This window comes from uncultured Flavonifractor sp., assembly GCF_944383115.1.
Taxonomy (GTDB): domain Bacteria; phylum Bacillota; class Clostridia; order Oscillospirales; family Oscillospiraceae; genus Flavonifractor.
In genome coordinates, this window is sequence record NZ_CALWOJ010000007.1 from 1 (window position 1) to 13,213 (window position 13,213).

Below are 13,213 nucleotides of genomic sequence, written 5' to 3' on the forward strand. Positions count from 1 at the left end.
TGGTAGAACTCGCCGGGGGAGCGGTCCCCCCGGGCGTCCTCGTCCCGGAAGCAGGGGGCGATCTGGAAGTACTTGTCAAAGCCCGAGGCCATCAGCAGCTGCTTGAACTGCTGGGGGGCCTGGGGCAGGGCGTAGAACTTGCCCGGGTGCTTCCGGCTGGGCACCAGGTAGTCCCGCGCCCCCTCGGGGGAGGAGGCGGTGAGGATGGGGGTGGTGATCTCCAAAAAGCCGTGGTCGATCATGGCCTTGCGCAGGGCGGCCACCACCTGGCAGCGGAGGATAATGTTGTTTTTTACCTCCGGGTTGCGCAGGTCCAGGTAGCGGTATTTCAGCCGCTGGGTCTCGTCGGCCTCCCGGCTGCGGTTGACCTGGAAGGGCAGCTCGTTGTGGCGGCAGCGGCCCAGCACCTCGATCTTCTCAGGCACCACCTCAATGTCGCCGGTGGGCAGCTTGGGGTTCTTGGAGTCACGCTCCTGCACCACGCCGGTGACGGCGATGGTGGACTCCTTGTTCAGGGCCTTGATGGTCTTGACCATCTCTTCGGTCTCGGCCACCACCTGGGTGGTGCCGTAGAAGTCCCGCAGCACCGCAAAGCCCAGGTTGGCGCCCACCTCCCGGAAGTTCTCCAGGAAGCCCGCCAGGGTGACGCGCTGGCCTACCTGCTCCATACGCAGCTCCCCACAGCTGTGGGTGCGGTAGGCGGTTTTCACATTCGCCATGTAAAATCAACTCCAAATTGTAATATATGGTTGTAAAAATACAAATGGGACGGGCCGATGTGGGCATCGGCCCCTACTGGGCAACAAATCAATTGTAGGGGCGGGTGCCCACACCCGCCCGCTTTTTACGCTTTCAGGTCCAGGTAACGGCTGTAATACACCTGCACGTCGAAGTTCTTATACAGCTCGGTGCCGTCCTTGGCGGTGACGCCGAAGTGGGTGAGGGCGGTGTTCTTCACATAGTCCAGGAAGGTAACCCCGTCCACGGTGTTGAACCAGTTGAATTCCATGCCCTGGGCGGCGCAGTCGGCCTCCAGGCCGTCGATCAGCTCCTGCAAATAGGGCAGGTAGGCCCCGGCGGTGGTACCGTTGGTAAACAGTACGTCAGAGGGCTTGAGAGCGGCGGCGGTGAAGGGGGTGTAGTCCGCCGGGGTGAAGGTCTGGCGCAGGTCGGTGCGGGCCACACGGGCCACCATAGCGGCGGTCTCCGCCCGGGTCAGGCTGTTGCCGGCGGCAAAGGTGCCCCAGTTGTCCACGCCGGTGAGGATGCCCGCGTTGTAGAAGCGCAGCACGTCCTCATCCTGGGTGTCGGGCAGGGTGGTGATGGTGTTGATGGGGGCGAGCATGTCCTCCGGCACCACGGCGGCCAGAATGGACACAAACTCCTGACGGGTGGCCTGCTTTTCCGGGTCGGGTACGTCGATGCCCCGGTCCTCCAGGTACTTCACATAGGAGAAATACCAGGGCAGGGTCTCGCCGGGCTTGGGGGTGGCCACGGGAATAGCCTCCCCGGTGATGGCCTCGTTCATGCGGGCGGCGATGGTGGCCACCTCGCCCACGGTGAGGATCTGGAAGGGGGCAAAGGCGTGGCCCGTGCCCTGCATCAGCCCCACCTCGGCGCAGATGCGGGCGGGATCTTCATACCAGGAACCGGCCTCCACATCAATGAAGCCGGGGTACTCGTTGACCTTGGGGAAGGCCTCCTCAGGGGCGACTGCGGCGGCGGAGCCCATCAGCAGGGCGGCGGACAGAATCAGAGCGGAAAGTTTTTTCATGGAAAAATCCTCCTTGTCAAATCTCACAGGTTTGCCTTCTATAGACGGCTTGAAAGGGGGAAAGTTCCATTCAGTCCTGGTCCCGGATGGGGGTGCCAACCGCCCGGGCGGCCAGACCGGCCTGGATCAGCGCCGCCGCCTCAGCGGGGGTCACGGTCTGCTGCTCGCCGGTGGTCAGATCCTTCACCGTCACCTTGCCCTGAGCGATCTCGTCCTCGCCCAGGAAGGCGGCGTAGGGGATGGACAGCTTGTCGGCGTAGGACAGCTTCTGCTTGAATTTCTTCTTCTCACAGTGAAGCTGGGCCCGCACCCCCGCCTCCCGCAGGGTGGTGGCGAAGGAGATGGCGGGGGAGAGGTCCTCCGTCATGGGCAGGATCAGCACGTCTGCGGGAGCGGTGTTCATCTCCTCGTTCAGGTAGCCCTGGGCCTCCAGCACCGAGAACAGGCGGGTCAGACCAATGGAAATACCTACTCCGGGGAGTTGTTTGTCGGTATAATATTCCGCCAAGTTATCATATCGCCCGCCGGAGCAGATGGAACCCACCTCGGGATGGTCCAGCATGATGGTCTCGTACACGGTGCCGGTGTAGTAGTCCAGGCCCCGGGCGATAGTGAGATCCACCATAAAGTGGTCCTCAGGCACGCCAAAGGCGGACATATACTTCACCACGGTCTCCAGCTCGGCCACGCCCAGGTCGAACAGCTCGTTCCTGCCCTTGAAGGGCTCCAGGGCGGCCATGGGATCGGGAGCGGCCAGCAGGCCCAGCAGGGTGTCGGCGGTGTCGGGGGAGACGGCAAAGTCGTCCACCAGGATGGCCTTCACTTTCTCGGGGCCGATTTTCTCCAGCTTGTCGATGGTGCGCATCACGTCACCGGCCTGCTCCTCCAGACCCAGGACGGCGAAGAGGCCGTTCAGCACCTTCCGGTTGTTTACCCGGATCTTGAAGCGTTTCAGGCCCAGGGCGGTGAAGGTCTTGTAGATGATGGAGGGGATCTCGGCCTCGTTGGTGATGTCCAGAGAGCCGTCGCCGATGACGTCGATGTCGGCCTGATAGAACTCCCGGTAGCGGCCCTTCTGGGCCCGCTCCCCACGGTAGACCTTGCCGATCTGGAACCGGCGGAAGGGGAAGGTCAGCTCGTTCTGGTGGAGGGCCACATACTTGGCCAGCGGTACCGTCAGGTCAAAGCGGAGGGACAGGTCGCTGTCGCCCTTGGTAAAGCGGTAGATCTGCTTCTCGGTCTCGCCGCCGCCCTTGGCCAGCAGCACCTCGCTGGCCTCGATGGCCGGGGTGTCCAGGGGGGTAAAGCCGTAGAGGGAGTAGCTTTTGCGCAGGATGTCCACCATCCGGTCGAACTGCACCTGACGGGCAGGCAGCAATTCCATAAAGCCGGACAGGGTACGGGGTTTGATCTGGGCCATAGTGATGCTCCTTTGTATCGTAACATTTGGAATTTTGGCTCGGTGGGGGGATATCCGCAAAAAGGCGCTCTCGTCCCTTGTCACGGGACGAAAGCGCCTGCTTTCGTGGTGCCACCCATGTTCGGCGCTTAAAAAGCGCCCTCTGGCCTTCTGGTGCGGGAAGGGGACCGCGCCCGTCTCCGGGCCCGCTGATAAAGCCGTCTCCCGATCGCCTGCCGCAGGTCCTTCCAGCCAGGGGACCTTTCTCTGGTGCGGCGGTGTGAGCGGTACTTGCTCCGTCATTGCGGTATCATGCTGCTTATTGCCGTCAAGCAGTAAAGGGTTTGGTCTTGGGATTGATGATGTCTCTCCAGTCCAAATCCCCCCGCTCCAGGCCGTGGATGAGCATCTCGGCGGTTGCCACATTGGTGGCCACCGGGATGTTGTACTGGTCGCACAGGCGGGTGATATACTTCAGGTCCGCGTCCAGGTCGCTGGACTGGGGATCGGAGAAAAACAGCACCATGTCGATCTCGTTGTAGGCAATACGGGCGCCGATCTGCTGGCTGCCGCCATGCTCATGGGACAGGAAGAGCTGGACCGGCAGACCGGTGGCTTCGGCCACCAGACGGCCCGTGGTGTTGGTGGCGCAGATCGTGTGCTTGGACAGGATGCCGCAGTACGCAATGCAGAATTGCACCATCAGCTCTTTCTTTCGATCGTGGCTCATCAACGCGATATTCATACTACACCTTCTCTTCCTTTTCCAGATAGGGTCATGCCCGCAGCTTCATCAGCGGAACCTTTTGGCCCAGAAGCCGCTTGGCGATATTCAGATAGGCGATGGCGGCCCCGCGGCTGGCCCGCAGAATCAGGGGTTCTCCCTGATTGCCGCTGAGGATGACCTGAGCGTCCTCCGGTATGATGCCCAGCAGGGGGAGTCCGGCGGTATCCATTGCGTCGTCAATGGTGGTGCGTAGCCGCCGCATGAGTTTGGGCTGTACCCGGTTGACCACCAGGTGGATCTGAGGGATACGCCCCCGCAGTATGGTCACCGTGCGCTGGGCGTCCCGCAGGGCGGAGGCGTCGGTGGTGGCGACCACCACGGCCCGCTCCGCCGCGCAGCTGGCCAGGCGAAAGCCTTCGCCCAGCCCGGCGGGGGAGTCCATCAGGATGTAGTCGTACTTCTTTCGGGCCTGCCGGATCATTTCCCGCATGGCCTGTTCGCTCAGCGGTTCCTGGGGCAGGGTCACCGGCGCGGTGATCAAACTCAGCCCCTGGATCACCGGGTGGGGGACCGCCGCCCGCTCCAGCGTGCAGCGTCCGGAAAGCACGTCGGTAAAATCCATCAGGGCCCGATCGCTGAGACCCAGGTTCAAATCCAGGTTCCGCAGGCCGATGTCCATGTCAATGCACAGGACCTGGTGCCCCAGGGCGGCCAGGCAGGAACCCACACCACTGGTGAGGGAGGTTTTCCCCGTGCCGCCTTTCCCTGAGGTGATAATAATTGCTGTGGACATAGATTCACTCCCGACATACAAGATTAGAATATCACATTCTTTTGCCAGACGCAATGCTTAACTTTGTAATTGGCAGGCGGAAACCGGCTTAAAGGGGTGATTTTTGTATCCTCGCCCACCGGCGGGGATACCCCTTGGGGGTGGGGGCGATCTTCTCCACCACCACTACCCGGTGAGTCACTCCGGCGCCCGGGATCTCATAGTCCACCCGGGGCAGCAGCAGGCCCCCCAGTTTGGCCACCGCACGGGCCGCCCGATCCACCTCGTCGCCGCTGTCCACGCTCTTCATGGCCAGGAATTTGCCCCCCACCTTCACATAGGGCAGGCACAGCTCGCTCAGCACCTCCAGGGAGGCCACCGCACGGGACACCGCATAGTCAAAGCTGTCCCGGAAGCCCTCCTGATGGGCCTGCTCCTCACCCCGGGCGTGGAGACAGGTGATGTTGTCCAGCTGAAGCGCCCTGCACACCTCCTCCAGCCAGGTAATGCGTTTGCCCAGGCTGTCCAGCAGGGTGACGTTGAGAGCGGGCTCCAGGATTTTCAGGGGCATACCGGGGAACCCGGCGCCGGTGCCCACGTCGATGAGGGTCTTGTGTTTGAAGTCCTCGCCAACGGTGAGCAGGGCGGCGCTGTCCAGGAAGTGGAGATCCACCACCTGGTCGGGGTCGGTAATGGCGGTCAGGTTCATAACCTGATTCTGCGCCAGCAGCATGGCGCCGTATCGGGCCAGGGTCTCAGCCCCGCCGTCGGTGTGGATGCCCAGGGCCTCCAGCCCCCTCTGGATCCGGGGGATCTGAGGGGTCAGGCTGACGGGTGTGGAAGCCTGGGGGGTGTTTGTTTCGTGGGGCATGGATTTGACTCCTTTTTTCAGATACCTTTCCCCAAAGAGGGAACGGGAGGTGGAAAACACTCAGGCCTTGAGGGTAATGCGATAGGTGGCGCCGTCCAGCCCCACAAAGGCGCAGCCGTTTTCATCCACCGGCCCGGTCCAATCAAAGATCTGGGGGGTGACGGGCTGGAAGTTCCGGTCCAGGTAATAGGTGCCGCAGAGGAAGTAGTCGCCGGTGAGGGTGATGTTCTGGCCGTTGTAGGAAGAGGCCGCGGCAGGCACGGCGGAGCCGTCGGCGGCAAGCCACTGGCCGGAGCTGCTGTAGAACCAGGGGCCACCCCGGTGTTCCAGACTGGGCTGGGCGCAGGGGATGACCAGCTTGCCGGTGGTGTCGATGACGCCCCAGCCGCCCTCCTGCTTGAGGGCGGCATAGCCGTCACGGAAGTATTTGACCTCGATATACTGGGCCGGGATGACCCACTCACCTTTGGTGTCCACAAAGCCGTACAGCCGGGCGCTCTCGTCCAGGCAGGGGGCCAGGCCGTCGCTGAGTACGTCCCAATGGCCGTCGCCGGTGAGGGTTGCAATGGCTGCCCCGGTCCGGTCGTGGAGGATGGGATCGGCGTCATAAGAGGCCTGGCTGATAAAGTTGCCGTCCCCCAGCAGCTTGCAGGACCAGTTGGGGGTAAAGGGAACGGCGGTCCAGTCGCGGGAGCTGTCCACCACGGCGTAGGTGTCGTCGGCGGCCTGCATCATCACCAGACCGTCCTCATTGGCGTCCAGGAACACCATGCCCTCCTCCGGGGTGTACCAGGTGCCGTCGGCACGGTACAGGGCCCAGTGGTCCTCATAGGTCACAGGGAGCAGGGAGGAGGTGGCCCAGTCGCCGTCGGCCTTACCGCCCTTCAGATCCAGGGGGGTGAGGGTATAGCGGCTGTCGTCCACCGTCTTGAGGGTAAATTCCTGGCGCAGCTCCGGCCGGATGAGCCGGGCCGCCATGGTGGCCATCTCCGTCGGCCCGGGTGAGGACCACCTGGCCCCACTCTTCAGGCGCTTCAGGCAGAGTGCCGTCCCCGCCGCTGAGGATATGGTGGATGCGCCCGGCCAGAGTGGCCGCCTCGCCAATGGTGACGGAGCGGCTGGGGGAGAAGTTGCCGTTGCCGGTACCGTTGAGCAGGCCGGTGACGTAGCACAGCCCGGCGGCGTCGGCGTACCAGATGTCGTCGGCCACATCCCCGAAGGCGGCGGGTTCCCGCAGGGCGGGGAAGGAGGCCACCACATCGGTCTGGGCGGCCAGGACAGGTGTGATCAGCAGCGCGCCGGTCACCAGCAGGGAAAGCAGTCGTTTCATCGTGCGTACCTCCGTTTCACGGTGGGACGGCGGGATGCGCAGTTCCGGGCTTTTGTTTGTTCAGATGCCGAAGTTGGCCAGCAGGGGCGGCACACCCAGAATCAGGCTGACCACAAACCCTACGGCGCAGAGTACCGCCAGAATGGCCATAGACACCTTTCGGGAATAGGTGCTGTCCGGATGGCGGGCCAGATAGAGGGAGATGGCGAATATACCGGCAATGCCGGGGCAGGCAAAGAGGGGGGCAATGCCGGTGAGGTAGTTCCCCTGGTTGAAGAAGGGGTAGATGTTGAGGATCACAAGGCCCACCATGTAGACGATGCCCACCCAGGCCATGATGCGTTTGACGGGGGAGGCAGGAACAAAGGGTTCCTGCTCCTCCCGGCGGTCGTTGTTTTCCGGACGCTCAGTCATGGCGTTGCTCCTTCAGCAGGTCCCGGATCTCGGTGAGCAGCTGCTCCTGGGTGGAGAGGGCCGGCTCCGCCGGGACGGTCTCAGCGGCCTCCTCCTTCTTGCGGTGGAAGCGGTTGATGGCTTTTACCAGCAGGAAGATGACAAAGGCCATGATAAGGAAGTTGACCACGGACTGGATAAAACTTCCAAATGCAATGGTGGCATTTCCCACCTGGAAGGTGAGGGCGGCGAAGGTACTCTCGCCGATGAACAGGCCCACGAAGGGCATGAGAATGTCGTTGGTCAGGGAATCCACGATGGTTTTGAAGGCGCCGCCGATAATGACGCCCACAGCCAGATCCATCACGTTGCCCCGGGCAATGAACTTGCGGAACTCGGCCATAAAGCCTTTGGTTTTCTCTTTTGCGGACATCTGTTTCTCCTTATGCCTTGGGTACCAGCACTTCCTTGCCGCCCATATAGGGACGCAGGGGAGCGGGAATCTTCACGCTGCCGTCGGCCTGGAGGTTGTTCTCCAGGAAGGCAATGAGCATACGGGGAGGAGCCACCACGGTGTTGTTCAGGGTGTGGGGCAGGTAGGTGCCCTTCTCGCCCTTGACGCGCATTTTCAGGCGGCGGGCCTGGGCGTCCCCCAGGTTGGAACAGGAGCAGACCTCAAAGTACTTCTGCTGACGGGGGGACCAGGCCTCAATGTCGCAGGACTTGACCTTCAGGTCGGCCAGGTCGCCGGAGCAGCACTCCAGCTGACGCACCGGGATATCCATGCTGCGGAACAGTTCCACAGAGTAGCGCCACATCTGCTCGTACCACTTCATGGAGTCCTCGGGCTTGCAGACCACCACCATCTCCTGCTTCTCAAACTGGTGGATGCGGTAGACGCCCCGCTCCTCGATGCCGTGGGCGCCCTTCTCCTTGCGGAAGCAGGGGGAGTAGGAGGTGAGGGTCTGGGGCAGCTTGTCCTCGGGGATAATCTGGTCAATGAATTTGCCGATCATGGAGTGTTCGGAGGTGCCGATCAGGTAGAGATCCTCACCCTCGATCTTATACATCATGGCGTCCATCTCGGTCTGGCTCATGACGCCCTCCACCACGTTGCCGTGGATCATGAAGGGAGGCACGCAGAAGGTAAAGCCCTTGTTGATCATAAAGTCCCGGGCGTAGGCCAGCACCGCCTCGTGGAGGCGGGCGATGTCGCCCATCAGGTAGTAGAAGCCGTTGCCGGACACCCGGCCGGCGGCGTCCATGTCAATGCCGTCAAAGGACTCCATGATCTGGGTGTGGTAGGGGATCTCAAAGTCGGGGGTGACGGGCTCGCCGAACCGCTGAACCTCCACATTGCAGGAGTCGTCGGGGCCGATGGGCACGGAGGGGTCGATGATGTTGGGGATGACCAGCATGATCTTGCGGATCTCCTCGGCCAGCTCGGTCTCCCGGCCCTCCAGGAAGGCCAGCCGGTCGGCGTCCGCCTTGACCTCGGCCTTGAGCGCCTCGGCCTCGGCCAGCTTGGAGGGGTCCTTCTTGGACTGGCCCATCAGCACGCCCACCTGCTTGCTCTTGGCGTTGCGGGCGGTACGCAGATCCTGGGCCTCCTGGATGGTCTTGCGGTTCTCAGCGTCCAGGGCAATGACCTGATCCACCAGGGGCAGTTTCTCCTCCTGGAACTTCTTTTTGATGTTTTCCTTGACAATCTCGGGGTTTTCCCGGACAAATTTGATATCCAGCATGGTGTGATACAACCTTTCTAATGTGTGATAGGGGAGCGGCCCGTGGGCTTGCTCCGACGTTGTTTCACGTGAAACAATACCGCTTAATACAGCGCCTCGTAGATCTCCTGATAGCGGTCGTAGGGGGAGAAGCGGCCGTTGTCGGTGACGCTTTCCTTGGGCAGATACTGGGGCAGTTCGTCGCCCATATCCTCAATGAGGCTGCGGGCCTGGGTGTAGCGGCCCCGGGTATAGGCTTCGTTGATCTGCCAGAACCAGTCCAGCGCCTGGGAGGCCTTGGTCAGGTCGGATACCTGCTGCTCCAGCTCCGCCAGGGACTGTTCCTGCTCCTGAATGGTCTCTTCCTGTTGGGAAAGGGTGGTTTGCAACTCTTCCACCTGTTTGGTCAGGCTTTCGTTCTGGGCAATGGTGTTGGCCAGAGACTGGGTGGCCGAGTCGGAGGTGTGCTGCAGGTTGTTGATGGCCTCTTCGTTGGCCCGGCGCTGCATCAGGAAGGACATGAGCAGCAGCAGGAAGGCGGCGGCAAAGAGGATCATCAGATAGAACAGGACCGGATTGCCTTTGGCGGGCTTTTTCCGGTCCGCCTCATGCTGGGGACGGGCCTGATTTTGCTTCTCCGTGTCGGGATTGCTCAAGGCTGGGCACCTCCCTTGTCGGAGGAGGGGAGCTGCTCCAGCAGATCCAGCAAGGTGTTCAGGTCTTCCTGATTATAATACTCCAGTTCTACCTTGCCCTTCTTCTTGCCGCTAATAATATTGACCTTGCGGCCAAACCGGGCGGCCAGGGATTTCTCCGCCGCCCGCAGATAGATGGACAGGTCGGGGCCTGAGGGAGGAGCGGGGGGCTCTTTCTCGCCGTTGGACAGCCGCTTGGCCAGGGCCTCGGTCTGACGGACGCTGAGATCTTCCGCAATGACCTTCTGGGCCAGCTTCTTTTGCAGCTGGCCGCTGGGTACGGAGAGGATGGCCCGGGCATGGCCGGCGGACAGTTTGCCCTCCTCCAGCAGCATATGCACCGCATCGGGCAGGGCCAGCAGCCGCAGGGCGTTGGCAATGGCCGGGCGGGATTTGCCTACCCGCTGGGCCACTTCTTCTTGGGTCAGGCCGTACTCCTCCATCAATACCTTGTATCCGTTGGCCTCTTCAATGGGATTCAGGTCCTCTCGCTGGAGGTTTTCGATAAGGCCCAGCTCCATGACTTTGCGGTCGTCGGCCTCGATAATCACGGCAGGCACCTCGGTGAGGCCGGCCAGTTTGGCCGCCCGCCACCGGCGCTCGCCGGCAATAATCTGGTAATAGCCGGAGGACAGCCGCCGTACCGTCAGCGGCTGAATCACCCCGTGGGTGCGGATGGAATCGGCCAGATCCTGGAGGGCCTCCTCGTCAAACCGCTTCCGGGGCTGTTTCAGACCCGGTTCTACCTGTGAAATAGGAAGGGAGAGGGATCCACCCTCCTGGGATTGGAGGGCGGCGTCGCCCAACAGTGCGCCCAGCCCTTTGCCCAGACCCCGTTCCAATGCCATACTCATTTGCTCCTTTCTTCCCGGGTGATGTTATAGCGATTATGCTCCAGCAGCTCGGCAGCCAGGGCGCCATAGGCCTCGGCCCCCCGGGAATAGGGGTCGTAGGCCTGCACGGGCTTACCAAAGCTGGGGGCTTCCGACAGACGTACGTTGCGGGGGATCACCGAGGCGTACACCTGGCCGGGGAAGTGCCGTTTGACCTCTTCAGCCACCTGCATGGACAGATTGGTCCGCCCATCGTACATGGTAAGGATGACGCCCTCCAGCGCCACTTTGGGATTCAGCGACCGCTTTACAATGCGGATGGTGGAGAGCAGATCGCTGAGACCTTCCAGGGCGTAATACTCGCACTGGACGGGCACCAGCACCGAATCAGCGGCGCACAGCGCGTTCAGGGTCAACAGCTCCAGGGAGGGAGGGCAGTCAATAAACAAGTAGTCGTAGTCCTGGCTCAGGGCCGCCAGCGCGTTTTTCAGCAAATACTCCCGGTGGTCAGCGGTGATCATTTCCACCGTGGCGCCGGCCAGGGACTTGTTGGCGGGAATGACGTCGGCATAGGGGGTGGATACCACCGCCTTGCGCACCTCCGCGCCGTTAAGCAGCACATCATAAATGTTGGGGGAAATGGTCTTGTCCACGCCAAAACCGGAGGTGGTATTGGCCTGGGGATCAAAGTCGCAGACCAGCACCCGCTGATCCAAATTTTTTAGGGCGGCTGCCAGGTTGACGCAGGTCGTGGTCTTACCCACGCCGCCCTTCTGGTTGACAATAGCAATGGTTTTTGCCATAGCGCACCTGCCTTTATATCTCTTCAAAGGTACCGAGCATTATTATATCCCCTTACCCGACGCAATTCAACTGAAAAAGAAAATTCCTTGCCCGGCCCAACGGGCACTATGAAAAAAAGAGGGAGTGTTTCACTGTTTCACGTGAAACACTCCAAAAAGAGAAGCCTAGGACTTGGGAATGGTAATGGTCAGCTGAATGGCGTCCGCCGTCTCCTGCCGCCGGCAGTTGGCATTGACCCCCGCGCTCTTCATGATGGACAGCCCCCTGGTAATGGTGTTGAGGAAGAGCCGCACATCCTTAATAATAAAGGCGGGTTTCTTCCGCTGGGGCTTGTCCGGAAGGGGATGGAGCAGCTCCTCCACATATTGCTCGGTTTTGGCCACCGTCAATCCCTGCTCCACTACATAACGGGCCGCCTCCGTCTGGACGGCGGGGTCCTCCAGCTTGAGCAGGGCCCGGGCGTGGCGCTCGGTACAGCCGTGCTGCCGCAGGATGGACAGCGTGGCAGGGGAGAGCCGCAGCAGCCGCAGCTTGTTGGCCACAGCGGACTGTGATTTGCCAATCCGCTTAGCGGCCTCCTCCTGGGAGAGGTGATAGGTCTGAATCAGTGCGGACAGGGCGGCAGCCTCCTCCACAAAGTCCAGATCCCGCCGCTGGAGATTTTCCACCAGCGCCAGCAGAGAGGACTCCTGCCCGTCCACGGTGACAATAATACAGGGAACCTCGGACAGCCCCGCCAGCTTGGAGGCCCGCAGCCGGCGTTCCCCGGAGACCAGTTCATATCCGCCGCTTGTCCGGCGGACTGACAGGGGTTGAAGCACCCCATGCTCTTTAATACTGGCGGCCAGTTCCTCCAAAGAGTCCTGGGCAAAGTAGGTCCGGGGTTGTCCCGGATTGGGGGAAATGGAAGCGACGGGCAGAAACTGGACACGATTGCTCTCAAAAAGGCCCTTTCGACGCAACAGCGGCATAGTAGCCCCTCCTTTGCGATGGTAAATAATGGATATCTATAGATTATCACATTTTTTCGCAAAAAAAGCGGAAGGACGTCGAATGGGAAATATTTTCCATTTAAGCGCCTGCCTGGTCCAGGGCCTGAGCCAGGCGGCGCAGAAAAACCAGGTTGCTGGGCCGCTGGAGAGGGAGGCCGCCCATGAGGGAGCGATAGGCGGGGGAGGCGGCGGTATGGAGCTTGTCCACCATGGCCCGGATATTCTTCTCCACACTGGCGTAGCAGGTGTGTTGATCGGAAATAGTGGGGGCGTAGGCCTGTTTCAGCAAGGCGGTGGGATCCTGGCAGAGTACCACGGCGGCCTGGGCGGCGGCCTCCATCCCCATGCCGGAGGCGCCCATCTCCTCCAACAGGGCCAAGGCGGCGCGCTTGAGGGGTGCCAGACAGAGGAACTGAAGCAGCTGCGGCAGGGCCTGGCAGTTGATGGGCTTAACCAGGTAGTAGCTGGCCCCCAGGGAGAGGGAACACTTCACCACACCTTGATGGGCGATCTGTGATGTGACTATCGTCACCGGCGGGGCAGGTAACCGGGACAGAGCCCGCAGCACGGACAGACCGTCCAGGCAAGGCATCACCAAATCCAGCAACAGAGCGTCGGGGCGCAGCCGGTCCACCAGTTCCAGACACTCCAGGCCGTTTTCCGCCGCGCCGCACAGACTCAGGCCGGGCAGGTGAGGGAGGGTGGCGGTCAGCAGACGCCTGGCGGCGGGGTCATCCTCCGCCACCAGAACCCGGATCTCCATTCCCATGGAACCAGCGCCCCCTTTCCAAATGGCCTGTTTCAGAAAATCAGACAAGGTTCGAGTTTCATGTAATTCTATGATAAACGAAAGCCAGCCGGAAGTAAACGGTCACTTTGGAGACGGATGGAAATAAAAG

General features: G+C 61.5%; 16 protein-coding genes. All 16 read right to left on the reverse strand.

The genetic code is table 11. The annotated features are described in order from the left end of the window. A partial coding sequence (locus Q0K43_RS01655) for an amino acid--tRNA ligase-related protein (RefSeq protein WP_297288828.1) occupies positions 1–719 on the reverse strand: 719 nt, incomplete at its 3' end. Between the two features lie 125 nt (positions 720–844). Continuing rightward, the gene (locus Q0K43_RS01660; RefSeq protein ID WP_297288829.1) at positions 845–1,774 is read right to left on the reverse strand and encodes an S-layer homology domain-containing protein; all 930 of its coding nucleotides are present in this window, start codon (positions 1,772–1,774) and stop codon (positions 845–847) included. Between the two features lie 70 nt (positions 1,775–1,844). Next, positions 1,845–3,194 (reverse strand): histidine--tRNA ligase, encoded by a 1,350-nt coding sequence (gene hisS / locus Q0K43_RS01665; RefSeq protein WP_297288830.1) that lies wholly within the window; start codon positions 3,192–3,194, stop codon positions 1,845–1,847. 307 nt (positions 3,195–3,501) lie between these two features. Further along, on the reverse strand, positions 3,502–3,918 hold the full coding sequence (locus Q0K43_RS01670; RefSeq protein WP_087187280.1) for a methylglyoxal synthase: 417 nt from the start codon (positions 3,916–3,918) through the stop codon (positions 3,502–3,504). A 31-nt stretch (positions 3,919–3,949) separates the two neighbouring features. Continuing rightward, on the reverse strand, positions 3,950–4,693 hold the full coding sequence (gene minD, locus Q0K43_RS01675; protein WP_297288831.1) for a septum site-determining protein MinD: 744 nt from the start codon (positions 4,691–4,693) through the stop codon (positions 3,950–3,952). An 88-nt stretch (positions 4,694–4,781) separates the two neighbouring features. Next, positions 4,782–5,543, reverse strand: coding sequence for a 16S rRNA (guanine(527)-N(7))-methyltransferase RsmG (gene rsmG / locus Q0K43_RS01680; protein ID WP_297288832.1), 762 nt, complete (start codon positions 5,541–5,543; stop codon positions 4,782–4,784). A gap of 60 nt (positions 5,544–5,603) precedes the next feature. After that, positions 5,604–6,521, reverse strand: a complete 918-nt coding sequence (locus Q0K43_RS01685; RefSeq protein WP_297288833.1) for a WG repeat-containing protein — start codon at positions 6,519–6,521, stop codon at positions 5,604–5,606. Further along, positions 6,418–6,873 (reverse strand): S-layer homology domain-containing protein, encoded by a 456-nt coding sequence (locus Q0K43_RS01690; RefSeq protein WP_297288834.1) that lies wholly within the window; start codon positions 6,871–6,873, stop codon positions 6,418–6,420. The genes Q0K43_RS01685 and Q0K43_RS01690 overlap by 104 nt, the downstream gene beginning before the upstream one ends. 60 nt (positions 6,874–6,933) lie before the next feature. Continuing rightward, positions 6,934–7,287, reverse strand: a complete 354-nt coding sequence (locus Q0K43_RS01695; protein WP_297288835.1) for a hypothetical protein — start codon at positions 7,285–7,287, stop codon at positions 6,934–6,936. After that, positions 7,280–7,699 (reverse strand): large-conductance mechanosensitive channel protein MscL, encoded by a 420-nt coding sequence (mscL, locus tag Q0K43_RS01700; RefSeq protein WP_297288836.1) that lies wholly within the window; start codon positions 7,697–7,699, stop codon positions 7,280–7,282. Before mscL ends, Q0K43_RS01695 begins: the two co-directional genes overlap by 8 nt. 10 nt (positions 7,700–7,709) lie before the next feature. Further along, positions 7,710–9,011 (reverse strand): serine--tRNA ligase, encoded by a 1,302-nt coding sequence (gene serS, locus Q0K43_RS01705; protein WP_297288837.1) that lies wholly within the window; start codon positions 9,009–9,011, stop codon positions 7,710–7,712. An 83-nt stretch (positions 9,012–9,094) separates the two neighbouring features. Next, positions 9,095–9,646: a hypothetical protein gene (locus tag Q0K43_RS01710; protein ID WP_297288838.1), complete on the reverse strand. Its 552-nt coding sequence runs from the start codon at positions 9,644–9,646 to the stop codon at positions 9,095–9,097. After that, positions 9,643–10,533 carry a ParB/RepB/Spo0J family partition protein gene (locus Q0K43_RS01715; RefSeq protein WP_297288839.1) on the reverse strand — a complete coding sequence of 297 codons (891 nt, stop codon included), beginning with the start codon at positions 10,531–10,533 and terminating at the stop codon, positions 9,643–9,645. The genes Q0K43_RS01710 and Q0K43_RS01715 overlap by 4 nt, the downstream gene beginning before the upstream one ends. A 2-nt stretch (positions 10,534–10,535) precedes the next feature. Beyond that, positions 10,536–11,321: a ParA family protein gene (locus Q0K43_RS01720; protein WP_297288840.1), complete on the reverse strand. Its 786-nt coding sequence runs from the start codon at positions 11,319–11,321 to the stop codon at positions 10,536–10,538. Positions 11,322–11,486: 165 nt separating this feature from the next. Continuing rightward, a complete protein-coding gene (locus Q0K43_RS01725) occupies positions 11,487–12,293 on the reverse strand; it encodes a ParB/RepB/Spo0J family partition protein (protein ID WP_297288841.1) in 807 nt (268 codons plus the stop codon). A 100-nt stretch (positions 12,294–12,393) separates the two neighbouring features. Next, positions 12,394–13,083, reverse strand: coding sequence for a response regulator (locus Q0K43_RS01730; protein ID WP_297288842.1), 690 nt, complete (start codon positions 13,081–13,083; stop codon positions 12,394–12,396). Positions 13,084–13,213 lie beyond the last annotated feature (130 nt).